This is a genomic window from Pseudomonas sp. JS3066, from assembly GCF_036328175.1.
Lineage (GTDB): Bacteria > Pseudomonadota > Gammaproteobacteria > Pseudomonadales > Pseudomonadaceae > Metapseudomonas.
Window position 1 is genome coordinate 1,747,867 of the sequence record NZ_CP143312.1, and the last position, 22,698, is coordinate 1,770,564.

A 22,698-nucleotide genomic window follows, 5' to 3' on the forward strand; every position below is an offset into this window, starting at 1 on the left:
ACCCGCCTTTTACATTCTTCAATCAGGAACACACCGATCCATGGGCAAATCGCTGGTCATCGTGGAATCCCCGGCCAAGGCCAAGACCATCAACAAGTACCTGGGCAACCAGTACGTGGTGAAGTCGAGCATCGGCCATATCCGTGACCTCCCTACCAGCGGTTCAGCCAGTACCGCCAAGGAGCCGGCCAAGCGCGGAAAGACTGCTGGCGAAGCGCCGGTCCTGTCCGCCAAGGAGAAAGCCAAGCGCCAGTTGGTTGCTCGCATGGGCGTCGACCCAGAGCACGGTTGGAAAGCCAAGTACGAGATCCTGCCCGGCAAGGAGAAGGTGATCGACGAGTTGCGCCGCCTGGCCAAGGATGCCGACACCATCTATCTCGCAACCGACTTGGACCGCGAAGGGGAGGCCATTGCCTGGCACCTGCGGGAATCCATCGGTGGTGATGACAGCCGCTACAAGCGCGTTGTGTTCAACGAGATCACCAAGAAGGCCATTCAGGAAGCCTTCTCCCAGCCCGGCGACCTCGATATCAACCGCGTGAACGCCCAGCAGGCCCGTCGCTTCCTCGACCGCGTCGTGGGCTACATGGTCTCGCCGTTGCTCTGGCAGAAGATTGCTCGTGGCCTGTCTGCCGGTCGCGTGCAATCAGTAGCGGTGAAGCTGGTGGTGGAGCGCGAACGCGAGATCCGCGCATTCGTTCCGGAAGAGTACTGGGAAGTGCACGCTGACCTTGGCACCGCCAAGGGCGCGAAGGTGCGTTTCGAAGTGGCGCGTGAGAACGGCGAGGCCTTCAAGCCGCTGAACGAATCCCAGGCCATGGCGGCGCTGGAGAAGCTCAAGGCTTCCAGTTACTCCGTTGCCAAGCGCGAAGACAAGCCAACCTCCAGTCGCCCCTCCGCGCCGTTTATTACATCCACCTTGCAACAGGCCGCGAGCAATCGCCTGGGCTTCGGGGTGAAGAAAACCATGATGATGGCCCAGCGCCTCTACGAGGCCGGCTACATCACCTATATGCGTACCGACTCGACCAACCTCTCGGCCGATGCCATCACCATGGTGCGTGGCTTCATCGAGGGGGAATTCGGCCAGAAGTACCTACCGTCCAAGCCAAACGTCTATTCCAGCAAGGAAGGCGCTCAGGAAGCGCACGAGGCCATTCGCCCGTCCGACGTCAATCTGCGTCCCACTCAGTTGTCTGGTATGGAGCGTGATGCCGAGCGCCTGTATGACCTGATCTGGCGCCAGTTCGTGGCCTGCCAGATGCCGCCGGCGGAATACCTGTCCACCAGCGTCAGCGTCACTGCCAGCAAGTTTGAGCTGCGTGCAAAGGGGCGCATTCTCAAGTTCGATGGTTACACTCGCGTCCTGCCACAGCAGAGCAAGCCTGGCGAGGATGACGTACTCCCGGAAATGAGCGAGGGCGAACTGCTCAAGCTACTCAACCTCGAGCCCAGCCAGCACTTCACCAAGCCGCCGGCGCGGTACTCCGAGGCCAGCCTGGTGAAGGAACTGGAAAAGCGGGGCATTGGTCGTCCGTCCACCTACGCGGCAATCATCTCCACCATTCAGGAGCGCGGCTACGTAACGGTGCACAACCGTCGTTTCTACGCGGAAAAGATGGGCGACATCGTCACCGAGCGGCTGAACGAAAGCTTCGCCAACCTGATGGACTATGGCTTTACCGCCGGCATGGAAGAGCATCTGGATGACGTAGCCCAGGGCGAGCGTGACTGGAAGCATCTGCTGGACGAGTTCTATGGCGACTTCAGGAAGAAGCTCGAGCTGGCGGAAGGCGCTGACAAGGGCATGCGTGCCAACCAGCCAACCCCGACCGATATTTCCTGCCGTGACTGCGGTCGCCCAATGATGATCCGTACCGCTTCTACCGGCGTGTTCCTTGGTTGCTCGGGCTATAGCCTGCCGCCGAAAGAGCGTTGCAAGGCCACCATCAACCTGGTGCCGGGCGATGAGATTGCCGCGGACGACGAAGGTGAGTCGGAGTCCCGCGTATTACGCGGCAAGCATCGTTGCCCGATCTGCGCCACTGCGATGGACGCCTATCTGCTGGATGAAACCCGCAAGCTGCATATCTGTGGCAACAACCCGGATTGCTCAGGCTATGAGATCGAGCAGGGCCAGTACCGCATCAAGGGGTATGAAGGTCCGAGCCTGGAGTGTGACAAGTGCGGTAGCGAGATGCAGCTCAAGACGGGTCGGTTTGGCAAGTTCTTCGGTTGCACCAACGCGAGCTGCAAGAACACCCGCAAGTTGCTGAAGAGCGGTGAAGCAGCGCCGCCGAAGATCGATCCGATCCGTATGCCGGAATTGAAATGCGAGAAGGTCGATGACATCTACGTGCTGCGTGATGGTGCTTCCGGCCTGTTCCTGGCAGCCAGCCAGTTCCCGAAGAATCGCGAAACGCGCGCCCCCTTGGTTCAGGAGCTGATTCCGCACAAGGACGAGCTGGATGCCAAGTATCACTACCTGCTGGATGCGCCGAAGAAAGACCCGGAGGGGCGCCCGGCGGTGATCCGCTTCAGCCGCAAGACCAAGGAGCAATATGTGCAGACCGAGGTCGAAGGCAAACCAACCGGTTGGCGCGCCTTCTTCGATGGCGGCAAGTGGAAGGTCGAAGACAAGCGCTGACCGCCCCTAGCGCGTCCGTTTACGGGCGCGCATATACTGCCGGGGTCACCTGTGGAGGGCGCCGTCATGGCCCATGAGCTTTATACCCGCACCAACCAGAAAATCTTCTTCGCTGGCCTGTCGCTGGAGTCCTGGAGCAAGGCGGAAGAGGGCAAGGCCATGAATGCCCAGGCGTTGGTGCAATCCGAGCGCGAGGCGGTACTGTTCCACCTCTACGGTGCGCTTCTTGGCCTGTGCCACGAAATTGCCGGTTACTATCGCCTTCCAGAAGCAGGTGCGCCGCGAGTCGAGTTGCTACTGACGCCGGAAGTCCTGGCTGCTGCGCCTAGTCCTGAGCTGGCTGAGTTGGTGGAGTTGGCCCAGCAGCGTGAAACATGGCTGGCTGAGCTGCTCTTTGCTTATCGCGCATTATTCCAGCCACCTCAGGCGCCGAAGCAGGCAAAGATCGACCCGACTCTACCGTTGATCACCGCAGTCAGCATAGATGAGGAAGAAAAGCCGTTGTCGCGTGAAGTCCTGGAATCATGGCGGCAAAATCTGAAATCGCTTGCGTTGCGCTTCCGGGAAACACTCAGCGAGTGCTGATTTGATCGACGGGCTAGGGCGTGCTGGCGGCTGGCTGCTACAATGGCCGCCTTTCGTGGAGATATGAACTTATGCCTACGTCCTTTCTGGAAATAGTCGAACTGCCTGACGGGCGCATCATTCTGCGCCGGGCTGAGGACGAGGAGGCGTTGGTTACGCTGGACTTCTCCGCCGATGCCAAGGCTTTCCTTCAGGGGCATCACCTGGAAGTCGCCAAAGCCATGCTGAATGTCGGTGTTCAGATGGCTGGCCGACTGGCTGAAGGAGAGATGGACCACCAGGATGGTCCGCGCGTCCTGCATTGATCTCTGGGGCCAGATCTTCCGCTGATCCGGTTACCGTCTCGTGTCAGAGGGGCGCTGCGATCATCAGGGGCCCAGAAACCTTTCATCCCAGTAGAACGTTCAGGCTTTGCGCGTCGCCTTGGCGTGCAGCTTGGGCCAGTTGGCGTTTGGCCCGTTGTCCCAACTGAAGCCAGCTCACAACCGTATGGCTGCGGCCTAGGCGCAGGGCTTCGCAAGCCAGCTCAAGAGCACTTTGCTCTCCGCGTGGTTGCAGGATCAGGATGCGTTCGCGGTTGAGGCCGGACTCGCGCAGCCAATCCCGGGAGAGGCCAGCGGGGGCGCCGATCAGTGTCAGCCAGCGTGCGTCTTTCTCTTCACTTAGTTCCCGCAATATCGAGGCGAGCAGGCTGCGGCAATGCCCGGCAGCGCCGCGCAGCGACAGTTCACTGAACGCGTCTGGTTCTTCCTTGCTGGTTTCTTCGACCACATCGGTCAGCAGCGGCGCCACGGGATTGGCCAGGATGGCCTCGTGGAACAGAGGGAGCTGTGACCGACCAAGCGACTGCGGGAACTGCATAGGGCCTCCTTTAACGGCGGATCACGCCGACACTCAAACCTTCGATCACCAGATCCTGTTCATCCAGGTTGACTTCGATTGGGGCGAACTCCGGGTTCTCGGCAATCAGCCAGACCTTTTCGCCTTCACGCTTGAAGCGCTTGACCGTGACTTCTTCGCCCAGGCGAGCTACGACAACCTGGCCATTTCGGGCTTCGCGGGTACTATGGACGGCGAGCAGGTCTCCGTCGTAGATGCCGATATCTTTCATCGACATGCCGCGAACGCGCAGCAGGTAGTCGGCTCGGGGATGGAAGAAGTCGGGATTGATGCGGCAAGATTCCTCGATGTTCTGCTGCGCGAGGATTGGCGCGCCTGCAGCGACGCGGCCAATCACCGGCAGTCCATCATCTTCGCTGTTGCCGGGCTCGAAGCCGGGGATGCGAATGCCGCGGGAAGCACCCGGGGTCATCTCAATCGCACCTTTTCGTGCCAGCGCCTTGAGATGCTCTTCGGCGGCGTTGGGTGACTTGAAGCCAAGTTCCTGAGCTATCTCCGCTCGAGTCGGAGGGAAGCCATTGTCTTCAAGGCAGCGCTTGATGAATGCGAGAATCTCAGCTTGGCGGGGCGTCAGTTTCAGCATGGAGGCGCTCTGTTTTTTTATACAGTTGCTGGGATTATATACAGTGATTTGGGCTTGGCAATGCTTCTTTTTGTGGCGAAGGAAGAAGAGGGAGGAATAATCGAGACACCCCTTTGGCGCACTGCCCGGGAGAATGACCGTTGCGTCAGATAGTGGTGAGGTCGACTTGACAATCTGACCGGATGAAACGTATGTTTCAAACAAGTGTTTGTCAGGCGGAGGAGCCATGGCCCAGTCGGAAACCGTAGAACGCATTCTGGATGCTGCGGAACAGCTGTTCGCGGAGAAGGGCTTCGCCGAGACTTCGTTGCGCCTGATCACCAGCAAAGCTGGGGTCAATCTGGCGGCGGTGAACTATCACTTCGGTTCGAAGAAGGCGTTGATTCAGGCGGTCTTCTCGCGTTTCCTTGGCCCCTTCTGTCAGAGCCTGGAGCGAGAGCTGGATCGTCGCCAGGCCAAGGCCGAAAACAAGGCCAGCCTCGAGGAGTTGCTGGAAATGCTCGTCGAGCAGGCCCTTGCGGTAAAGCCTCGTAGCGGAAATGACCTTTCTATCTTCATGCGCTTGCTCGGTCTCGCATTCAGTCAGAGCCAGGGGCACTTGCGCAAGTATCTGGAAGAGGTTTACGGCAAGGTCTTCCGTCGTTACATGCTGCTGGTAAATGAGTCTGCACCAAGGGTTCCCCCGTTGGAGCTGTTCTGGCGGGTGCACTTCATGCTTGGCGCCGCGGCATTCAGCATGTCTGGGATCAAGGCGTTGCGTGCCATGGCGGAAAACGACTTTGGCGTGAATACCTCGATCGAACAAGTCATGCGACTGATGGTGCCCTTCCTGGCGGCCGGCATGCGTGCCGAGACCGGCGTTACCGACGAGGTGCTGGCGAGCGCAATGCTGAAACCACGGAGCAAGGCCCCGGCAGCCCCCGCCAAGGCTTAAAACCATATGGGCGCGAGCGGGCTGATCGGCTAAGCTTGCGGCCCATGCAATACCTTGATCTTCTGCATATCTCCATCGCTGACCAGCAGCTCTACGGCTTTGCCGACGGGCAGTTGGTGCTGCGCATGTCTGTCTCTACCGCGCTCAACGGTGCGGGTGAGACCAATGGCTCCAATTGCACGCCCCGTGGACTTCACCAGGTTCGCGCGAAGATTGGCGGCGGTCTGCCCTTGGGGGCGGTGCTGCGTGGTCGGCGCTGGACTGGTGAGGTCTGGAATGTCGAGCTGCACGGGCGTTTTCCGGGAAGGGATTGGATACTGAGTCGCATTATGTGGCTCAGCGGTCGAGAGCCAGGTCGCAACCGCCTTGGTAGTGTCGACAGCTTCCGCCGCTATATCTACCTGCATGGCACGCCAGATACCGAGCCAATGGGCGTGCCTCGTTCCCATGGGTGCATTCGTCTGCGCAATACGGATGTGCTGGAACTCTTCGATCGAGTGCCCGTCCACTGTGCGGTACGCATTGACGAAGCGCCCTGCCCGGACTGGGCGGCGGCGCAACTCTCTTAAGGATTATTAATGCAAGGTTCCCTGATGCTGGATATCGGCGGCACCTGGTTGACCGCTGAGGATCGGCAGATCCTCCGACAGCCAGAAGTTGCCGGTCTGATCATCTTCGCCCGCAATATCGAAAGCCCGCGTCAGGTACGCGAGCTTTGTGCGTCCATCCGTGCCGTTCGTCCGGACCTGATTCTTGCCGTCGATCAGGAAGGCGGCCGCGTACAGCGCCTGCGACAGGGTTTCCTGCGCCTTCCCGCGATGCGGGCCCTGGCCGACAACGACAACGCGGAGCAACTGGCTGAACAGTGCGGCTGGTTGATGGCGACCGAAGTACTGGCGGTAGGCTTGGACATCAGCTTTGCCCCGGTGCTGGATCTCGACCACCAGCGCAGCGCTGTGGTGGGGAGTCGTGCGTTCGAAGGCGACCCCGAACGCGCTGCGCGTCTGGCTGGTTCGTTCATCCGTGGGCTGCGTGAGGCCGGCATGGCTGCTACCGGCAAGCACTTCCCTGGACACGGCTGGGCGGAGGCCGATTCTCATGTGGCGATTCCCACGGACGAGCGCAGCCTTGAGCAGATTCGAGCGAGCGACCTGATCCCCTTCGCCCGCCTTGCGTCCGAGCTGGACGGCATGATGCCCGCCCACGTCATCTACCCGAAGGTGGATAACCAGCCGGCTGGTTTCTCCCGGCGTTGGCTGCAGGAAATCCTGCGTGGGGAACTGAAGTTCTCCGGCGTCATCTTCAGCGATGACCTGTCCATGGCCGGTGCCCATGTGGTGGGCGACGCCGCCGAGCGCATCGAGGCAGCCCTGACCGCGGGTTGCGACATGGGGTTGGTGTGCAACGATCGCGCAGCCGCCGAGTTGGCCCTGGAGCGCCTGCAGCGCTTGGGAGCGACGCCGCCGGCCAGCCTCGCGCGCATGCGCCGCCGCGCTTTCCCCGGTACCGAATACCGCCAGGACCCCCGCTGGCTGCAGGCGACTGCAGCATTGCGTGAAGCCCAGTTGATCGATTGAGGAACCGACATGACCGTCTACGCCATCATTGGTGGTACAGGCCTGACCCAGCTCGAAGGCCTGAGCATGAAAGCGCTGCTGCATCCTGACACGCCTTACGGTGCACCCTCGGCCGGTATCGTTCGTGGTGAGTACGCCGGGCACGATGTGTTGTTCCTCGCTCGCCATGGCCACCCGCATCGCATTCCGCCGCACCAGGTGAACTACCGGGCGAACCTCTGGGCCCTCAAGCATGCGGGCGCCCAGGCGGTGATCGCGGTGAACGCGGTGGGCGGCATTCATCCGGCCATGGGCAGCGGCCACCTTGTGGTGCCGCATCAGGTGATCGACTACACCCACGGTCGCGTCGGTACTTTTTTCGAGGGTGACCTGGACCACGTCACCCATATCGATTTCAGCCACCCGTATGACGAAGTGCTACGCGGCCAGTTGCTTTCCGCACTGAATGCCTGCGATTTCCCGCATAGCGATTTCGGCGTCTACGGCTGCACCCAGGGGCCACGCTTGGAGACCGTTGCCGAAATCACCCGCCTTGAGCGCGATGGCTGCGACATTGTCGGCATGACCGGCATGCCCGAAGCTGCGCTGGCTCGTGAGTTGAACCTGCCCTATGCGTGCCTGTCTCTGGTGGTCAATCCGGCTGCCGGAAAGTCCGAAGGCATTATCACCATGGCCGAGATCGAAGCCGCTCTGGCCGCGGGTATCGGCAAGGTTCGCAGCGTCCTGGCCCACGTGCTGAAAGCCTGACGTGTCCTGTCCCGCAGCAGGCATCTCGGTGTGATGCCTGCTGCGGTGCTCCGGTTCAGACAATTCGGGGCAGGGGGGCGAAGAGGGCGTCGATGTCCTCTTCCGCCAATCGCCAGCCATCCTTCTCGCGGCCGTCGAGAATCCCTCTTGCGAGCGCTGCCTTCTGCGCTTGCAGTTGCTGGATCTTCTCCTCCACGGTCCCGCGCGAAATCATCCGATAGACAAACACCGGCTTGTCCTGGCCAATGCGATAGGCGCGGTCTGTCGCCTGGCGCTCCACCGCCGGGTTCCACCACGGATCGTAGTGGATAACCGTGTCGGCGGCAGTGAGGTTAAGGCCAGTTCCGCCAGCTTTCAGACTGATCAGGAACAGCGGCACTTCACCGTTCTGGAAGCGTTGTACGGGCGTCCGGCGATCACGGGTGTCGCCGGTGATCTGCACATACTCGATCGCGCGTTTGCGCAACTCATCCTCGATCAGCGACAGCATGCTGGTGAACTGCGAGAACAGCAGCACCTTGCGGCCTTCGGCGATCAGTTCTTCGAGCATTTCCATCAGGCTATCCAGCTTGCCCGAGCTGCTGCCTCGCGAGCGAGTGCCACTTTCCTCAATCAGTCGCGCGTCGCAGCACACCTGGCGCAGCTTCAGCAGGGCCTCGAGGATAACGATCTGGCTGCGGGCCAGGCCCTTGCGGTCGATCTCGTCGCGGACCTTGTGATCCATGGCCAGGCGCACTGTTTCATAGAGGTCGCGTTGGCGGTCGCTGAGTTCGACCCACTGGGTGATCTCGCTCTTGGCCGGCAGTTCGGTGGCCACGGCTTCCTTGCTGCGGCGCAACAGGAAAGGCTTGAGGCGGGCATTGAGGTGTGCCAGACGGGTGGCGTCGCCGTGTTTCTCGATGGGCGTCCGGTAGTTGCGTAGGAAGCCCTGGCTGTCGCCCAGCCAGCCGGGCATCAGGAAGTGGAACAGCGACCAGAGTTCGCCCAGGTGATTTTCCAGTGGCGTGCCGGTAAGGCACAGGCGCTGGTGGGCTTGCAGTTGGCGTGCCGCTTGGGCTGCTTTGCTGGCGTGGTTCTTGATGTACTGCGCTTCGTCGAGGATCAGGGCGTGCAACTGCAGTTCAGCGAACTGTTCCAGATCCCGCGGGAGAAGGGCGTAAGTGGTCAGCAACAAGTCATGCTCGGCCATCCGCGCGAAGGCTTTCTTTCGACTGGGGCCATGCAAGGCGAGGACGCGCAGGTCCGGCGCAAAGCGTGCAGCCTCGTCCAGCCAGTTGGGGATCAGGCTGGTGGGCATTACCACCAGGGCCGGGCGGTCGAGGCGGCCGGCTTCCTTTTCCAGCAGAAGATGGGCGAGGGTCTGCAGAGTCTTGCCCAGACCCATGTCGTCACCGAGGATGCCGCCGGCTCCGACTTCTCGCAGGGTTTGCAGCCAGGCCAGACCTTCGAGTTGGTAGTGGCGCAGTTCGGCATTCAGGCCCTTTGGCGGGCTGCAGGCGGCCTTGCTGCTGTCGCGTAGTTTGCGCGCCAGATCTCGAAGTTCTTCACCGCCCTGCCAGTGCAGGTCCAGCCCTTCGAGCTGGCTCAGGCGCGCAGCGTCGGGGCGTGCCAGGCGCAGGGTCTGGGACGGGTCCTGGTCGCGTTGGTAGAGCTCGCCCAGCGTTGTCAGAACGGGCTTTAGTCGAGAGAAAGGCAGCATAACCTGCAAGGGGCGCCCATCCGCCGCGCGGGTGGCATCCAGTTGCAGGCGTAGTTGTTCGTCGTCCTTGCGGCGCTGGAGGTTCTGCGGGTCGAGCAGCTCGGGATTGCGCTGAATCAGGCGCAACAGTACCGGAAGCAGGCTGATTCTGCGGCCTTCGACGACAATGCCCAGTTCCAGGTCGAACCATTCACGGCCGGGCGCTTCTTCCACTTCGGCGTACCAGCCCTCGACTTGGGACAGGTCGAACTGGAAGCCGGGACGAATATCGATATGCCAGCCCTGCTCGCGAAGAGCCGGCAATTGCTCGCGCATGAAATGCAGCCATTGCTCATCGCTGGGTAGCTCGAACATCTCGGCGCTGTTGGCGGGCAGCGCCAGGCTCTGCCGCAGGGCTTCCTTGAAACCGTGCTGGCGTAGAACATCCCGCAAGGCCTGCTCGGCTTTCGGGTGGCGTGAGATGGAAAGGCGTTCGCCATTGGTGCGGTGATGCAAGCGCTCCGGTTTCGCCGTCTTGCCATGGGTGTGGGCGCCGCCGTAATCGAACACCAGTCCGGCGCGGTGCTGCTGGCTGCCGACCATGCGCCCGCTGCGCAGGTCGTACTGGCTCTGCGCATGGCTCCCGAGGATCAGGTGCGGAACGGGTTGGAGGTCATCGATCAGGCGTTCGCTGGGCGGAGTATTGGCTTGCCAGCCGGACGCGGGCTGGGTGAGCAGATGGCTTATGGCGGCAACGCAGTGCTTGCAGTTGAAGCCCACTGGACAGCTGCAACGGCCGACGATGCCCAGTCCCTGGGGGGCTAGGCGGATCAGCTGGGTATAGAAGTGACCTTCGGACCCTTCACAGCTGGTTTCGATGGCCTTGTCGCTGAGGCTGAGTAGACGGATGCGGTTTTCCGTTGCGTATCTGAGACCACGGGAAAGAGCGCCTGGATCGAAATCCAGGCGCCAGTCCAGTTGCCTCAGTTGGTCGAGCAGGGCACTCATGGCGCCTTAGAGGGGGCTGATGCGGATCAGGATGCCCAGGTTGCCGTGGTCGAGGTAGGTGAGCTCACCATTCTTCAGGCGGGTGCCCTGGCGCAGGCGCTCGCTGCTGCTGATGAGGCCGCTACTGTCGAACTGGTTGATCCAGAAGTCGGCCTGAGCATCGACGCTGCGATCGAGGGTTAGGGCCAGCGTGCCTTCGACTGGGAAATGCCCCAGCTGTTGCTCGCCGGAAGTGACCGAGACCTTGTTCTCCATGGCCGACAGGTTCTGTGACCATGCCTTGTGCAGCAGGACCTCGTAGCCGGCGTTGGGGTTCAGCTTGGCTGCTTCACCATCCAGTGCGGTGCCGCGCTCGCTGCCGGAGATGGACTGGCTGCCTGTCGCCCAATCGTCCGGAGCCGGCTGGCTGGCGGGGATGGGGTCGCCGGCCTGGCGGAAGATGATCATCTCCACCGAATAGAGGCCGTCAGCGAAGGCTGCCGGGGCCAGAAGGGCGAGCAGCAGGGCGAAGTTACGGATGGCACGCATGGGTTGTTCCTTATAGGGGCAATCATTCCGCAGACTACTGCGGGGTCAGGCGTTCGAACAGGGCTTCAAGGGTGTTGAAGCGTTCTTCCGGGCGCTCCATTGGCACCTGGAACTTGAACAGGGTGGCGCCTTCGAACTTGTAGCGCTTGGGTTGGCCCTGGATCAGCTTGATCAGCACCAGCGGGTCGACGCTGGTGGTGGCGTCGAACTCGATGCGGCCACCTTGCGGGCCTGCATCGACTTTCTTGATGCCGAGCTTTTCCGCCTGCAGCTTGAGTAGGGTCAGGCGCACCAGGTGCTTGGTCGGTTCAGGCAGCAGGCCGAAGCGGTCGATCATCTCCACCTGCAACTCCTTCAGGCCATCTTCGTCGGCCGCCGAGGCGATGCGCTTGTAGAGAATCAGACGAGCATGCACGTCCGGCAGGTAATCCTCGGGGATAAGCGCCGGCACGCGCAGGTTGATTTCCGGTCCGCCGCCCAGAGGTTGCTCCAGGTTCGGCTGCTCACCCTTGCGGATCGCCTTCACCGCACGTTCGAGCATTTCCATGTAGAGGGTGAAACCGACCGCCTGGATCTGTCCGCTCTGGCCGTCGCCAAGGAGTTCGCCGGCGCCACGGATTTCCAGGTCGTGAGTCGCGAGGACGAAACCGGCACCCAGGTCCTGGGCGTTCGAGATGGCCTCCAGGCGCTTCTCGGCGTCCGGCGTCATCTGCTTGCGCGGCGGCGTCAGCAGGTAGGCGTATGCCTGGTGGTGGCTACGGCCGACCCGCCCGCGCAGCTGGTGCAGCTGGGCCAGGCCAAACTTGTCGGCGCGCTCGATGACGATGGTATTGGCACTGGGTACGTCGATACCGGTTTCGATGATGGTGGAGGCCACCAGTACGTTGAAACGCTTGTGGTAGAAGTCGCTCATCACCTGCTCGAGCTCGCGCTCGCGCATCTGGCCGTGACCGACTGCAATGCGAGCCTCCGGTACCAGTTCAGCCAGCTCGGCGGCGCATTTTTCGATGGTCGCCACCTCGTTGTGCAGATAGTAGACCTGACCACCGCGTAGCAGCTCGCGAAGCAGGGCTTCCTTGATGGCGGTGTTCTGTCGCTCCATGACGAAGGTGCGTACCGACAGGCGGCGTGCCGGCGGCGTGGCGATGATCGACAGGTCGCGCATGCCCGCGACAGCCATGTTCAGGGTACGCGGGATGGGCGTGGCGGTGAGGGTGAGAATGTCGACTTCGCTACGCAGGGACTTCAGCTGTTCCTTCTGGCGCACGCCGAAGCGGTGTTCCTCGTCGATGATCGCCAGGCCCAGGTTCTTGAAGCGCACATCGTCCTGCAGCAGCTTGTGGGTGCCGATGATGATGTCGATCTTGCCTTCGGCCAGCTGCTGCGCCGCGCCTTCCACTTCCTTGGCGGACTTGAAGCGGCTCATCACTTCCACGGTCACCGGCCAGTCGGCGAAGCGGTCGCGGAAGCTGTTGTAGTGCTGCTGGGCGAGAAGGGTAGTGGGCACCAGCACCGCAACCTGCTTGCCGCTGTGGACGGCGACGAAGGCCGCGCGCATGGCCACTTCGGTCTTGCCGAAGCCGACGTCGCCGCAAACCAGGCGGTCCATGGGCTTGGGAGCCAGCATGTCGGTCAGCACGGCCTCGATGGCGGACTGCTGGTCCGGGGTTTCTTCGAAGGGGAAGCCGGCGGAGAAGGTGGCGTAGTCCACCGTCGGGTCCTTGAACGCATAGCCTTCGCGGGCGGCGCGACGTGCGTAGATGTCCAGCAGTTCGGCGGCAACGTCGCGCACCTGCTCGGCGGCCTTGCGCTTGGCCTTCTGCCAGGCTTCGGAGCCTAGTCTGTGCAGGGGCGCAAGGGCATCGTCGCTGCCGGTGTAGCGGGCGATCAGGTGCAGGCTGGCGACCGGGACGTAGAGCTTGGCTTCCTCGGCGTATTGCAGGGCGAGGAACTCGGCAACCTGGCCGTCGATCTCGAGGGTGATCAGCCCCAGGTAGCGGCCCACGCCGTGATCGATATGCACGACGGGAGCGCCTTCGCGCAGCTCGGCCAGGTTCTTGATCACGTTGTCGCCGGCATCGCCGCGACGTTCGCGACGGCGGCGCTGCATCACGCGCTGGCCAAACAGCGGGCTCTCGGCGATCAGTGCAAGGCCCGGGTCGTCCAGCAGCAGACCTTCATCCAGTGGTGCGATGGTGATGGCCAAGCGCTCGGAGCTGGCGACGAATTCCGGCCACCCCTCGACTTCCAGCGGGCGCAGTTTCAGGCGTGCGAGCATCTCCAGCAGTACTTCGCGGCGACCAGCAGATTCAGCACTGAACAGCACTCTGCCGGGGAATTCGTCGATGAAGCGGCGCAAGGCTGCCAGGGGTTCGGTGGCCTTGGCCTGGATCGCCAGGTCGGGCAAGGCGCGAGCGGAGAAGCGCTCGCGGCCGACGCCGGGCTCGACGTCCTCCTGGCTCAGGATCAGGCGGGGCGAACCCTTCAGGCGGGCGAAGCAGTCTTCCACCGGCAGAAACACTTCGGCGGGCGGTACCAGAGGGCGTTCCGGGTCGACACGGCGTTCTTCGTAGCGGTTGCGTACGTCGCTCCAGAACTGCTCGGCCGCCTGCTCGATACCTGGCAGGGAGAACACCTGAGTGTCCGCTGGCAGGTAATCGAAGAGGGTTGCGGTCTCTTCGAAAAACAGCGGCAGGTAGTACTCGATCCCCGCGGGGGTAATACCGCTGGCCAGATCCTGATAGATCGGGCAACGGCGGAAGTCGACGTCGAAACGCTCGCGGAAGCGGCCGCGGAAGTCAGTGACCGCCTTCTTGTCCAGCGGGAACTCGCGCGCCGGCAGTAGGCGGATGGACTCCACCTTGTCCACCGAACGCTGGGTTTCCGGATCGAAAGTGCGCAGGGTTTCGATCTCGTCATCGAACAGGTCGATCCGGTAGGGCAGGTCGCTGCCCATGGGGAACAGGTCGATCAGCGCGCCACGCACGGCGAACTCGCCATGCTCGTAGACTGTGTCCACGCAGCGATAGCCGGCCGCTTCCAGGCGCAGACGCATCTGTTCCACATCCAGTTTCTGGCCGACATCCAGTACCAGGCTGGAGCCGAGCAGGAAACGAGTTGGCGCCAGACGGTGCAGGGCCGTGGTGATGGGGACCACCAGTACGCCGCGCTTGACCCCGGGCAGCCGATAAAGCGTATCGACACGCTGGGAAATGATGTCCTGGTGCGGCGAGAAAAGGTCGTAGGGCAGCGTTTCCCAATCGGGGAAATGCAGGACATCGAGGTCCGGGGCGAAAAAACCCAGTTCCTGCTCAAGTCGCTCGGCCGTTTGGCTGTCAGCGGTCAGCAGCAGGGTGAATCGCTTACCGGCGCTGGCGGCTTCGGCGATGGCCAGGCTCAGTGCGGCACCGGGCAGATTGCCCCAGTGCTGCTTGCCAGCGGCGGAGGGGAGGGGCGGGAGGCGCAATACGGACACGGGCAAGAGGCTCCGGTCGGAAAAAGATCGGCGGATTGTAACTATCCCGACTAGCGGATGTCAGTGTTGGGGCCGCTGCTGATTGCCGGCGCCTGCGTGCGCCGTCATAATGTAGCCCCTTTTTTCATCCCCTACATGTGGAAGGTACTGCCCGTGACTCAGAAGCCCGACCAGTGTCTCGGTGAATGGATCGATCGTGAAGCCCTCGCGGAAGCCATGATTCCGATGATTGGCCAGCTGTATCGCAACAACAATGTTGTGACTTCGATCTATGGCCGTGGCCTGATCAACCGCTCCGTGATTGCCATTCTCAAGGCTCACCGCTTTGCCCGTCACCGCCTGGCGGGGGAAGCTGAGCTGTCGGTTCACGAAACCTTCCCGATCCTCAAGGCCATGAGCGAGCTCAAGCTGGGCAGCGCTTCCGTGGACCTGGGCAAGATGGTTGCCAAGTTCAAGGCTGAAGGCAAAGGCCGCAGTATCGAGCAGTTCACCAAGGACGAGCTGGCCGATGTGGTTGGCAAGCAGAATGGCGGCGCCCGCGAAGGCACCGACGTTGTCCTGTACGGCTTCGGCCGCATTGGTCGCCTGCTGGCCCGCATCCTGATCGAGAAGACCGGTGGTGGCGACGGCCTGCGCCTGCGCGCCATCGTTGTCCGCAAGGGCGCCGAGAACGACCTGGTAAAGCGTGCCAGCCTGCTGCGCCGCGACTCCGTGCATGGCCCGTTCGACGGCACCATCACCATCGATGAGGCCAACAACACCATCACCGCCAACGGCAACCTGATCCAGGTGATCTACTCCAACGACCCGGCGTCGATCGACTACACCCAGTACGGCATCAAGAACGCCCTGCTGGTCGACAACACCGGCAAGTGGCGCGACGCCGAAGGCCTGGGCCAGCACCTGAAGTGCCCCGGCGTCGACCGCGTGATCCTGACCGCTCCGGGCAAGGGTGCGCTGAAGAACATCGTCCACGGCATCAACCATGGCGACATCACCGCTGACGACAAGATCGTTTCGGCCGCTTCCTGCACCACCAACGCCATCGTGCCGGTGCTGAAGGCAGTGAACGACCAGTACGGCATCGTCAACGGCCACGTCGAAACCGTTCACTCGTTCACCAACGACCAGAACCTGATCGACAACTTCCACAAGGGCAGCCGTCGTGGCCGTGCCGCGCCGCTGAACATGGTGATCACCGAGACCGGCGCCGCTACCGCTGCCGCCAAGGCTCTGCCGGTTCTGAAGGGCAAGCTGACCGGTAACGCGATCCGCGTCCCGACGCCGAACGTCTCCATGGCCATCCTGAACCTGAACCTGGAAAAGGCCACCAACCGCGAAGAGATCAACGAGTACCTGCGCCAGATGGCCATGCACTCGGACCTGCAGAAGCAGATCGACTTCGTCGCTTCCCAGGAAGTGGTCTCCACCGACTTCGTCGGCTCCCGCCACGCCGGTGTGGTAGACGCCGAGGCCACCATCTGCAATGACAACCGCGTTGTCCTGTACGTCTGGTACGACAACGAATTCGGTTACAGCTGCCAGGTGGTTCGCGTGATGGAAGACATGGCCGGAGTCAACCTGCCGTCTTTCCCGCGCTAAGCGTTTGAAAATGAAAAACGGGAGCTCTCGGGCTCCCGTTTTTCATTATTGGGTCTGTAATCGGATAACAAGAATCGCTTGGGGATTACCCAGATGGAAGGACATCACCTTCACCAAGGGCCGCTCAAAAGGGGCCTGAAAAACCGCCACATCCAGCTTATCGCGCTGGGCGGAGCTATCGGAACCGGCCTGTTCCTGGGGTCGGCCGGGGTGCTCAAGTCGGCGGGGCCGTCGATGATTCTCGGCTATGCCATTGCCGGATTCTTCGCTTTCCTGATCATGCGCCAGCTGGGCGAGATGATCGTCGAGGAGCCGGTTGCGGGTTCCTTCAGTCACTTCGCCCACAAGTACTGGGGGGGGTACGCGGGGTTTCTCGCCGGCTGGAACTACTGGGTGCTCTATGTCCTGGTGGGCATGGCCGAACTAACGGCGGTGGGCAAGTACATCCAGTTCTGGTGGCCGGAAGTACCGACCTGGGTGTCGGCCGCGGTGTTCTTCGTACTGATCAACCTGATCAACCTCGCCAACGTGAAGGTATTCGGCGAGGCGGAGTTCTGGTTCGCCCTGATCAAGGTGGTGGCCATCATCGGCATGATCATCCTGGGTATCTACCTGCTGGTCAGCGGAGAAGGCGGGCCCCAGGCCGCGGTGGACAATCTCTGGAGCCATGGCGGTTTCTTCCCCAACGGAATCGAAGGTCTGGTGATGGTGTTGGCCATCATCATGTTCTCCTTTGGTGGCCTGGAGCTGGTGGGTATTACCGCCGCCGAGGCCAGCGAGCCGAAGAAGGTGATTCCCAAGGCCATCAATCAGGTGATCTATCGCATCCTGATCTTCTACATCGGCGCGCTCAGCGTGCTGTTGATGCTCTATCCGTGGGACAAGCTGCTGGAAACCCTGGGCGCCGCTGGCGATCCGTATAGCGGTAGCCCCTTCGTGCAGATCTTCTCGTTGATCGGCAGCGATACTGCAGCACACATCCTCAACTTCGTGGTACTGACCGCTGCGCTCTCGGTCTATAACAGTGGCGTCTACTGCAACAGCCGGATGCTCTACGGCCTGGCGGAGCAAGGCGATGCGCCCAAGGCGCTGATGAAGGTGGACGACCGTGGGGTGCCGGTGCTGGCCATCGGGGTTTCCGCCTTGATCACGCTTCTTTGTGTGGTGGTCAACTACCTGGCGCCGCAAAAGGCGCTGGAGCTGCTGATGGCTCTGGTAGTGGCGGCGCTGGTGATCAACTGGGCGATGATCAGCCTGTCGCACCTGAAGTTCCGCAAGTCTCTGCAGTCGCAGGGTATTCAGCCGTTCTTCAAGGCACTCTGGTATCCGGTAGGCAACTACATGTGCCTGGCCTTCGTGGCGCTGATCCTCGGTGTGATGCTGATGATTCCGGGTATCAATGTCTCGGTCTACGCCATTCCGTTCTGGCTGGCGCTGATCGGCGTTTGCTACTACTTCAAGCGCACCGCCGAGCGTGCTGTCGCCCACTGATGCGGAATGCGGAACGAAGAACGGGAGCCAACGGCTCCCGTTTTTCATTGTATCCACGCGCCGATGGGGGGCGTGCGTTACGGCAATGTCCAGTGCGAATGAGATGACCCACGATTCAGTAGTGGACGACCTGTTGCTCGTTGTTTCCTAAGTCTATGAAATGAAAGGGCTCAAGTGGCGACGGTAGGGCTGGCTCTCTATAATCCGCTGCTTAATCGTTCGGGATGTAGTGCGTCCGTACCTGCTCAGGCAGGTGCGACGGTGTTCTATCGGGCTATCGAGCCAAGGCATTTCGAGCAGAATTCCTGTTTCAGGCGAAACCTATGATCAGAATCAAGCGAGGGCTGGACCTGCCAGTGGCGGGTGAGCCGGCTCAACGAATCGAGGCTGGGCGCCCGGTTCGGAGCGTTGCCGTCATCGGCTTCGATTACCACGGCATGAAGCCGACCATGGATGTTCAGGTGGGGGACCGGGTCAAGCTCGGCCAGCCGCTGTTCTCCGACAAGAAAACACCCGGCGTGACCTATACCGCGCCAGGTGCCGGCCTAGTGAGCGCCATCCACCGTGGCGAACAGCGCGTGCTGCAATCGGTGGTGATCGATCTCGACGGCGATGACGAGGTTTGTTTCGAGCATTATTCCGCCGAAAGGCTCGACCAGCTCGACCCACAGCAAGTGCGTCATAACCTGGTTACCTCCGGTCTCTGGACCGCCTTTCGTACTCGGCCCTTCAGCCGCGTGCCAGCTATCGATGCCACGCCCAGTTCCATCTTCGTCACCGCCATGGATACCCATCCCTTGGCCGCCGATCCTGCTGTCGTGATCGCCGGGCATGCCGCGGACTTCGAGCACGGCCTGAAAGTCCTCTCCAGGTTGGCCCGCATCTTTCTCTGCAAGGCAGAAGGCGCTGCACTGCCGGGTGAAGGCCTGGCCAAGGTTCATCGTGAGTCGTTTGCCGGCCCGCACCCCGCCGGGCTGCCAGGAACCCATATCCACTTCCTCGATCCGGTCAGTGTGAGCAAGAGCGTCTGGCACATCGGTTATCAGGACGTGATTGCCATCGGCAAACTGTTCACCACCGGCCGCCTCTGGGTTGAACGCGTGATTTCGCTTGCCGGCCCTGTGGTGGAGAAACCGCGTCTGGTGCGAACACGTCTGGGGGCCAGCCTGGATGAGCTCACCGCTGGCGAGCTGCAATCCGGTGCTAACCGCGTGGTTTCCGGCTCCCTGCTGGGTGGCCGCACATCCCGTGGTGCTTGCGCCTATCTCGGTCGTTACCACCTGCAAGTTTCCTGTCTGCGCGAAGGTAACGACCGCGAGCTATTGCACTACCTGCGTGCCGGGATGAACAAGCATTCGGTGCTGAACATCTTCGTTTCCAGACTGCTGGGCAGTCGCAAGTTCGCATTCAGCACCTCTACCAACGGCAGTCCGCGCGCCATGGTGCCGGTGGGCAACTACGAGGCGGTGATGCCCCTGGACATCCTGCCCACGCAGCTTCTGCGCTACCTGATCGTCGGTGACACCGAAATGGCGCAGAAACTCGGTTGCCTGGAGTTGGATGAAGAAGACCTGGCCCTATGCAGCTACGTCTGCGCCGGCAAGTATGAATACGGCCCCATCCTGCGGGACAACCTCAGCCGTATTGAGAAGGAGGGCTGACATGGGCCTGCGTAAATTCCTCGATCGGATCGAGCACAACTTTGAGCAGGGTGGTCGCTATGAAAAGTGGTACGCACTGTACGAGGCGGTAGACACCTTCTTCTATCGCCCCGCCAATGTGACCCGAACCACCGCCCATGTGCGCGACGGCATCGACCTGAAACGCATGATGATCACCGTCTGGCTCTGCACCTTCCCGGCGATGTTCTTCGGCATGTGGAACGTCGGCTACCAGGCCAACCTGGTGTTCGCGCAAAGCCCAGACCTACTGGCGGCCCAGGAGGGCTTGCGCTTCGCGTTGATCGGAGCCCTGGCCGGGTTCGACCCGAACAGCCTGTGGGACAACTTCGTCCAGGGGGCCGCCTGGTTCCTGCCCATCTACGCCGTGACCTTCATTGTCGGCGGCTTCTGGGAAGTCCTGTTCGCCTCGATCCGTCGCCATGAGGTGAACGAAGGTTTCTTCGTCACCTCCGTGCTCTTTGCCCTGACCCTGCCGCCAAGCATTCCACTTTGGCAGGTCGCGCTGGGTATCAGCTTCGGCGTCGTGCTGGGCAAGGAGGTCTTCGGCGGTACCGGAAAGAACTTCCTAAACCCGGCTCTGGCAGGCCGCGCCTTCCTGTTCTTCGCCTACCCGGCACAGATTTCCGGTGACGCGGTCTGGACCGCTGTGGACGGATTCGCCGGCGCCACTTCGCTGAGCCTCGGTGCCGCGGGCGGCGTCGACAATATCGTCGGCCATGGCATCAGCTGGATGGACGCCTTCCTCGGCACCATCCAGGGCTCCATCGGTGAAACCAGCACCCTGGCCATCCTGATCGGTGGCGGCGTGTTGCTGGTGACCCGCATCGCGGCTTGGCGAATCGTTGCTGGTGTGATGCTGGGCATGATCGCCACCAGTTGGCTGTTCAACGCCATCGGCTCGGACACCAATCCAATGTTCGCCATGCCCTGGTACTGGCATCTGGTTCTGGGTGGATTCGCCTTCGGCATGATGTTCATGGCCACCGACCCGGTGTCTGCCTCCATGACCAACACCGGCAAATGGCTGTTCGGTGCACTGATCGGCCTGATGGTGGTGCTGATCCGTGTGGTCAACCCGGCCTTCCCGGAGGGCATGATGCTGGCGATTCTCTTCGCCAACCTGTTCGCGCCCCTGATCGACCACTTCGTGGTCCAGGCCAATATCAAGCGGAGGCTGGCACGCAATGGCTAACCAGAAGGAATCCACTGTCCGCACCCTGATGGTGGCCCTGGTGGTCTGCCTGGTGTGTTCCGTGTTCGTGGCAGGTGGCGCCATCGCGCTTAAGCCCATCCAGGTGGAAAACCGCGAGTTGGACAAACAGCGCAGCATTCTGACCATCGCGGGTCTGGCGCAGCCGGGCATGTCTGCCGATGAGGTCAAGAAGCTCTACGCCGAGCGCATCTCCGCCAAGGTTGTTGACTTGAACAGTGGTGACTATGCCGCCGATATCCAGGCCGCCGGGTTCGACCCGCTGAAGGCCGCCAAGGATCCGAAGCTGTCCGATGCACTGTCGGCTGAGCAGGACACCGCCTCTATCAAGCGTCGCGAGCGTTTCTCCACCGTTTACCTGGTGGAGCAGGATGGCAAGTTGCAGACCCTGATCCTGCCCGTGCGTGGCTACGGCCTCTGGTCGACCCTGTACGGCTTCCTGGCGCTCAAGGGTGACCTCGATACCGTGGTCGGCCTGGGTTTCTACCAGCATGGCGAGACCCCGGGTCTGGGTGGCGAAGTGGACAACCCGAAATGGAAGGCGCTGTGGAATGGCAAGAGCCTGTTCGACGAACAGGGCCAACTGGCTGTCCAGATCATCAAGGGCAGTGTCGACGCGCAGTCGCCGAACGCCCGACATCAGGTCGACGGCCTGGCCGGCGCCACGCTGACCAGCAAGGGCGTCAACAATCTGCTGCATTTCTGGCTTGGCAAGAACGGCTTTGGTCCGTTCCTGGCCAGGCTGAGCGACGGGGAGGCATGAGCATGGCGCAACCCACTATCCGGTCGGTCCTGCTGGACCCGATCCTGCACAACAACCCCATCGGCTTGCAGATACTGGGGATCTGCTCGGCGCTGGCGGTCACTTCCAACCTGAAGACCGCGCTGGTGATGTCCATCGCCCTGACCCTGGTGACCGGCTTCTCCAACCTGTTCATCTCGATGATCCGCAGCCAGATCCCCAGCTCGATCCGCATGATCGTGCAGATGGTGATCATCGCCTCGCTGGTGATCGTGGTCGACCAGGTGCTCAAGGCCTACGCCTTCAGCCTCTCCAAGCAGCTGTCGGTGTTCGTCGGCCTGATCATCACCAACTGCATCGTGATGGGCCGCGCGGAAGCGTTTGCCATGGCCAATCCGCCACTGCTGTCCTTCTTCGATGGCATTGGCAACGGCCTGGGCTACAGCGCCATGCTGATCGTCCTCGGTGTCATTCGCGAATTGCTTGGCGCCGGCAAGCTGCTGGGCTACGAGGTCCTGCCGGTGATCAACGACGGTGGTTGGTACCAGCCCAATGGCCTGCTGCTGTTGCCACCCTCAGCCTTCTTCCTGATCGGCTTGATCATCTGGGCGCTGCGTAGCTGGAAGACCGAGCAGAAGGAGGCTCCGTCCTACAGGATCGCGCCCCAGGTATCCAACAAGGAGGCCTACTGATGGAGCACTACCTCAGCCTGTTCGTGAAGGCCGTGTTCGTCGAGAACATGGCGCTGGCCTTCTTCCTTGGCATGTGCACTTTCATCGCCATTTCGAAGAAAGTGGAAACCGCTATTGGCCTGGGTATCGCGGTGATCGTGGTGCAGGCCATCACCGTGCCGGCCAACAACCTGCTTTACAGTCTGCTGCTCAAGGATGGTGCCCTGGCCTGGGCAGGTCTACCGGACGTGGACCTGTCATTCCTTGGCCTGCTCAGCTACATCGGCGTGATCGCCGCCATCGTGCAGATCCTCGAGATGCTGCTCGACAAATATGTGCCCTCGCTCTACAACGCCCTCGGTGTGTTCCTGCCGCTGATCACGGTGAACTGCGCCATCATGGCCGGCTCGCTGTTCATGGTGGAGCGTGATTACAACCTGGGCGAGAGCGTGGTCTACGGCGTCGGTTCCGGCTTCTCCTGGGCCTTGGCTATCGCCTTGCTGGCGGGTATCCGCGAGAAGCTGAAATACAGTGATGTCCCCGAGGGCCTGCAGGGCCTCGGCATCACCTTCATCACCATCGGCTTGATGTCGCTCGGCTTCATGTCGTTTTCCGGTGTGCAGCTCTAAGGAACGGAC

General features: G+C 61.7%; 19 protein-coding genes. 14 read left to right on the forward strand and 5 right to left on the reverse strand.

The window, feature by feature from the left end; genetic code table 11:
• Window positions 1-40: 40 nt before the first annotated feature.
• The 3 genes from topA (at window position 41) to SA496_RS08170 (ending at window position 3,537) form a co-directional block, all read left to right on the forward strand.
• The gene (gene topA, locus SA496_RS08160; protein WP_153921093.1) at window positions 41-2,647 is read left to right on the forward strand and encodes a type I DNA topoisomerase; all 2,607 of its coding nucleotides are present in this window, start codon (window positions 41-43) and stop codon (window positions 2,645-2,647) included.
• A gap of 66 nt (window positions 2,648-2,713) precedes the next feature.
• Entirely contained in the window at window positions 2,714-3,232 is a 519-nt protein-coding gene (locus tag SA496_RS08165) for a DUF6586 family protein (protein WP_153921095.1), read from the forward strand.
• A 71-nt stretch (window positions 3,233-3,303) separates the two neighbouring features.
• A complete protein-coding gene (locus SA496_RS08170) occupies window positions 3,304-3,537 on the forward strand; it encodes a hypothetical protein (protein WP_077525348.1) in 234 nt (77 codons plus the stop codon).
• Window positions 3,538-3,619: 82 nt separating this feature from the next.
• On the opposite strand, the gene sulA is transcribed toward SA496_RS08170, so the two are convergent.
• Together sulA and lexA are read right to left on the reverse strand one after the other, a co-directional pair.
• On the reverse strand, window positions 3,620-4,093 hold the full coding sequence (gene sulA, locus SA496_RS08175) for an SOS-induced cell division inhibitor SulA (RefSeq protein ID WP_120651655.1): 474 nt from the start codon (window positions 4,091-4,093) through the stop codon (window positions 3,620-3,622).
• 10 nt (window positions 4,094-4,103) lie between these two features.
• Window positions 4,104-4,715, reverse strand: coding sequence for a transcriptional repressor LexA (gene lexA, locus SA496_RS08180; protein WP_120651654.1), 612 nt, complete (start codon window positions 4,713-4,715; stop codon window positions 4,104-4,106).
• A gap of 226 nt (window positions 4,716-4,941) precedes the next feature.
• Between lexA and SA496_RS08185 the strand changes: the two genes are divergently transcribed.
• The 4 genes from SA496_RS08185 to SA496_RS08200 are packed head-to-tail and all read left to right on the forward strand — an operon-like array spanning window position 4,942 to window position 7,973.
• Window positions 4,942-5,649 carry a TetR/AcrR family transcriptional regulator gene (locus SA496_RS08185; RefSeq protein ID WP_120651653.1) on the forward strand — a complete coding sequence of 236 codons (708 nt, stop codon included), beginning with the start codon at window positions 4,942-4,944 and terminating at the stop codon, window positions 5,647-5,649.
• 44 nt (window positions 5,650-5,693) lie between these two features.
• Window positions 5,694-6,218 carry a L,D-transpeptidase gene (locus tag SA496_RS08190; RefSeq protein ID WP_120651652.1) on the forward strand — a complete coding sequence of 175 codons (525 nt, stop codon included), beginning with the start codon at window positions 5,694-5,696 and terminating at the stop codon, window positions 6,216-6,218.
• A 9-nt stretch (window positions 6,219-6,227) separates the two neighbouring features.
• Window positions 6,228-7,226 (forward strand): beta-N-acetylhexosaminidase, encoded by a 999-nt coding sequence (gene nagZ / locus SA496_RS08195; RefSeq protein WP_330115255.1) that lies wholly within the window; start codon window positions 6,228-6,230, stop codon window positions 7,224-7,226.
• A gap of 9 nt (window positions 7,227-7,235) precedes the next feature.
• Window positions 7,236-7,973, forward strand: a complete 738-nt coding sequence (locus tag SA496_RS08200; protein WP_120651650.1) for an S-methyl-5'-thioinosine phosphorylase — start codon at window positions 7,236-7,238, stop codon at window positions 7,971-7,973.
• A 55-nt stretch (window positions 7,974-8,028) separates the two neighbouring features.
• On the opposite strand, the gene SA496_RS08205 is transcribed toward SA496_RS08200, so the two are convergent.
• From SA496_RS08205 to mfd, 3 genes are read right to left on the reverse strand one after another with little or no spacing between them, the layout of a single operon-like run.
• On the reverse strand, window positions 8,029-10,659 hold the full coding sequence (locus SA496_RS08205; protein WP_330115256.1) for a DEAD/DEAH box helicase: 2,631 nt from the start codon (window positions 10,657-10,659) through the stop codon (window positions 8,029-8,031).
• A 6-nt stretch (window positions 10,660-10,665) separates the two neighbouring features.
• Window positions 10,666-11,187 (reverse strand): CsiV family protein, encoded by a 522-nt coding sequence (locus SA496_RS08210; RefSeq protein ID WP_330115257.1) that lies wholly within the window; start codon window positions 11,185-11,187, stop codon window positions 10,666-10,668.
• 34 nt (window positions 11,188-11,221) lie between these two features.
• A complete protein-coding gene (mfd, locus tag SA496_RS08215; RefSeq protein ID WP_330115258.1) occupies window positions 11,222-14,662 on the reverse strand; it encodes a transcription-repair coupling factor in 3,441 nt (1,146 codons plus the stop codon).
• Between the two features lie 135 nt (window positions 14,663-14,797).
• On the opposite strand from mfd, the gene SA496_RS08220 reads away from it, so the two are divergent.
• From SA496_RS08220 to nqrE, 7 genes are all read left to right on the forward strand, one after another.
• A complete protein-coding gene (locus tag SA496_RS08220; protein ID WP_330115624.1) occupies window positions 14,798-16,264 on the forward strand; it encodes a glyceraldehyde-3-phosphate dehydrogenase in 1,467 nt (488 codons plus the stop codon).
• Window positions 16,265-16,357: 93 nt separating this feature from the next.
• A complete protein-coding gene (locus SA496_RS08225) occupies window positions 16,358-17,755 on the forward strand; it encodes an amino acid permease (protein WP_120651647.1) in 1,398 nt (465 codons plus the stop codon).
• Between the two features lie 323 nt (window positions 17,756-18,078).
• Window positions 18,079-19,416 (forward strand): Na(+)-translocating NADH-quinone reductase subunit A, encoded by a 1,338-nt coding sequence (locus tag SA496_RS08230; RefSeq protein WP_153921101.1) that lies wholly within the window; start codon window positions 18,079-18,081, stop codon window positions 19,414-19,416.
• A gap of 1 nt (window position 19,417) precedes the next feature.
• Window positions 19,418-20,629, forward strand: coding sequence for an NADH:ubiquinone reductase (Na(+)-transporting) subunit B (locus tag SA496_RS08235; protein ID WP_120651645.1), 1,212 nt, complete (start codon window positions 19,418-19,420; stop codon window positions 20,627-20,629).
• Window positions 20,622-21,410 (forward strand): Na(+)-translocating NADH-quinone reductase subunit C, encoded by a 789-nt coding sequence (locus SA496_RS08240; RefSeq protein WP_120651644.1) that lies wholly within the window; start codon window positions 20,622-20,624, stop codon window positions 21,408-21,410. The genes SA496_RS08235 and SA496_RS08240 overlap by 8 nt, the downstream gene beginning before the upstream one ends.
• The gene (locus tag SA496_RS08245; protein WP_174235579.1) at window positions 21,407-22,081 is read left to right on the forward strand and encodes an NADH:ubiquinone reductase (Na(+)-transporting) subunit D; all 675 of its coding nucleotides are present in this window, start codon (window positions 21,407-21,409) and stop codon (window positions 22,079-22,081) included. The genes SA496_RS08240 and SA496_RS08245 overlap by 4 nt, the downstream gene beginning before the upstream one ends.
• Window positions 22,081-22,689 (forward strand): NADH:ubiquinone reductase (Na(+)-transporting) subunit E, encoded by a 609-nt coding sequence (nqrE, locus tag SA496_RS08250; protein WP_069083249.1) that lies wholly within the window; start codon window positions 22,081-22,083, stop codon window positions 22,687-22,689. Before SA496_RS08245 ends, nqrE begins: the two co-directional genes overlap by 1 nt.
• Window positions 22,690-22,698 lie beyond the last annotated feature (9 nt).

What these genes read in the sequence shown, in the direction of transcription:
- nqrE (WP_069083249.1), top strand. Translation starts at nt 22,081, where the DNA reads ATGGAGCACTACCTCAGCCTGTTCGTGAAGGCCGTGTTCGTCGAGAAC.
- nagZ (WP_330115255.1), top strand. Translation starts at nt 6,228, where the DNA reads ATGCAAGGTTCCCTGATGCTGGATATCGGCGGCACCTGGTTGACCGCT.
- SA496_RS08240 (WP_120651644.1), top strand. Translation starts at nt 20,622, where the DNA reads ATGGCTAACCAGAAGGAATCCACTGTCCGCACCCTGATGGTGGCCCTG.
- SA496_RS08230 (WP_153921101.1), top strand. Translation starts at nt 18,079, where the DNA reads ATGATCAGAATCAAGCGAGGGCTGGACCTGCCAGTGGCGGGTGAGCCG.
- SA496_RS08220 (WP_330115624.1), top strand. Translation starts at nt 14,798, where the DNA reads ATGTGGAAGGTACTGCCCGTGACTCAGAAGCCCGACCAGTGTCTCGGT.
- SA496_RS08205 (WP_330115256.1), bottom strand. Translation starts at nt 10,659, where the DNA reads ATGAGTGCCCTGCTCGACCAACTGAGGCAACTGGACTGGCGCCTGGAT.
- SA496_RS08200 (WP_120651650.1), top strand. Translation starts at nt 7,236, where the DNA reads ATGACCGTCTACGCCATCATTGGTGGTACAGGCCTGACCCAGCTCGAA.
- SA496_RS08225 (WP_120651647.1), top strand. Translation starts at nt 16,358, where the DNA reads ATGGAAGGACATCACCTTCACCAAGGGCCGCTCAAAAGGGGCCTGAAA.
- SA496_RS08190 (WP_120651652.1), top strand. Translation starts at nt 5,694, where the DNA reads ATGCAATACCTTGATCTTCTGCATATCTCCATCGCTGACCAGCAGCTC.
- lexA (WP_120651654.1), bottom strand. Translation starts at nt 4,715, where the DNA reads ATGCTGAAACTGACGCCCCGCCAAGCTGAGATTCTCGCATTCATCAAG.
- SA496_RS08235 (WP_120651645.1), top strand. Translation starts at nt 19,418, where the DNA reads ATGGGCCTGCGTAAATTCCTCGATCGGATCGAGCACAACTTTGAGCAG.
- SA496_RS08210 (WP_330115257.1), bottom strand. Translation starts at nt 11,187, where the DNA reads ATGCGTGCCATCCGTAACTTCGCCCTGCTGCTCGCCCTTCTGGCCCCG.
- sulA (WP_120651655.1), bottom strand. Translation starts at nt 4,093, where the DNA reads ATGCAGTTCCCGCAGTCGCTTGGTCGGTCACAGCTCCCTCTGTTCCAC.
- SA496_RS08185 (WP_120651653.1), top strand. Translation starts at nt 4,942, where the DNA reads ATGGCCCAGTCGGAAACCGTAGAACGCATTCTGGATGCTGCGGAACAG.
- SA496_RS08245 (WP_174235579.1), top strand. Translation starts at nt 21,407, where the DNA reads ATGAGCATGGCGCAACCCACTATCCGGTCGGTCCTGCTGGACCCGATC.
- SA496_RS08170 (WP_077525348.1), top strand. Translation starts at nt 3,304, where the DNA reads ATGCCTACGTCCTTTCTGGAAATAGTCGAACTGCCTGACGGGCGCATC.
- topA (WP_153921093.1), top strand. Translation starts at nt 41, where the DNA reads ATGGGCAAATCGCTGGTCATCGTGGAATCCCCGGCCAAGGCCAAGACC.
- SA496_RS08165 (WP_153921095.1), top strand. Translation starts at nt 2,714, where the DNA reads ATGGCCCATGAGCTTTATACCCGCACCAACCAGAAAATCTTCTTCGCT.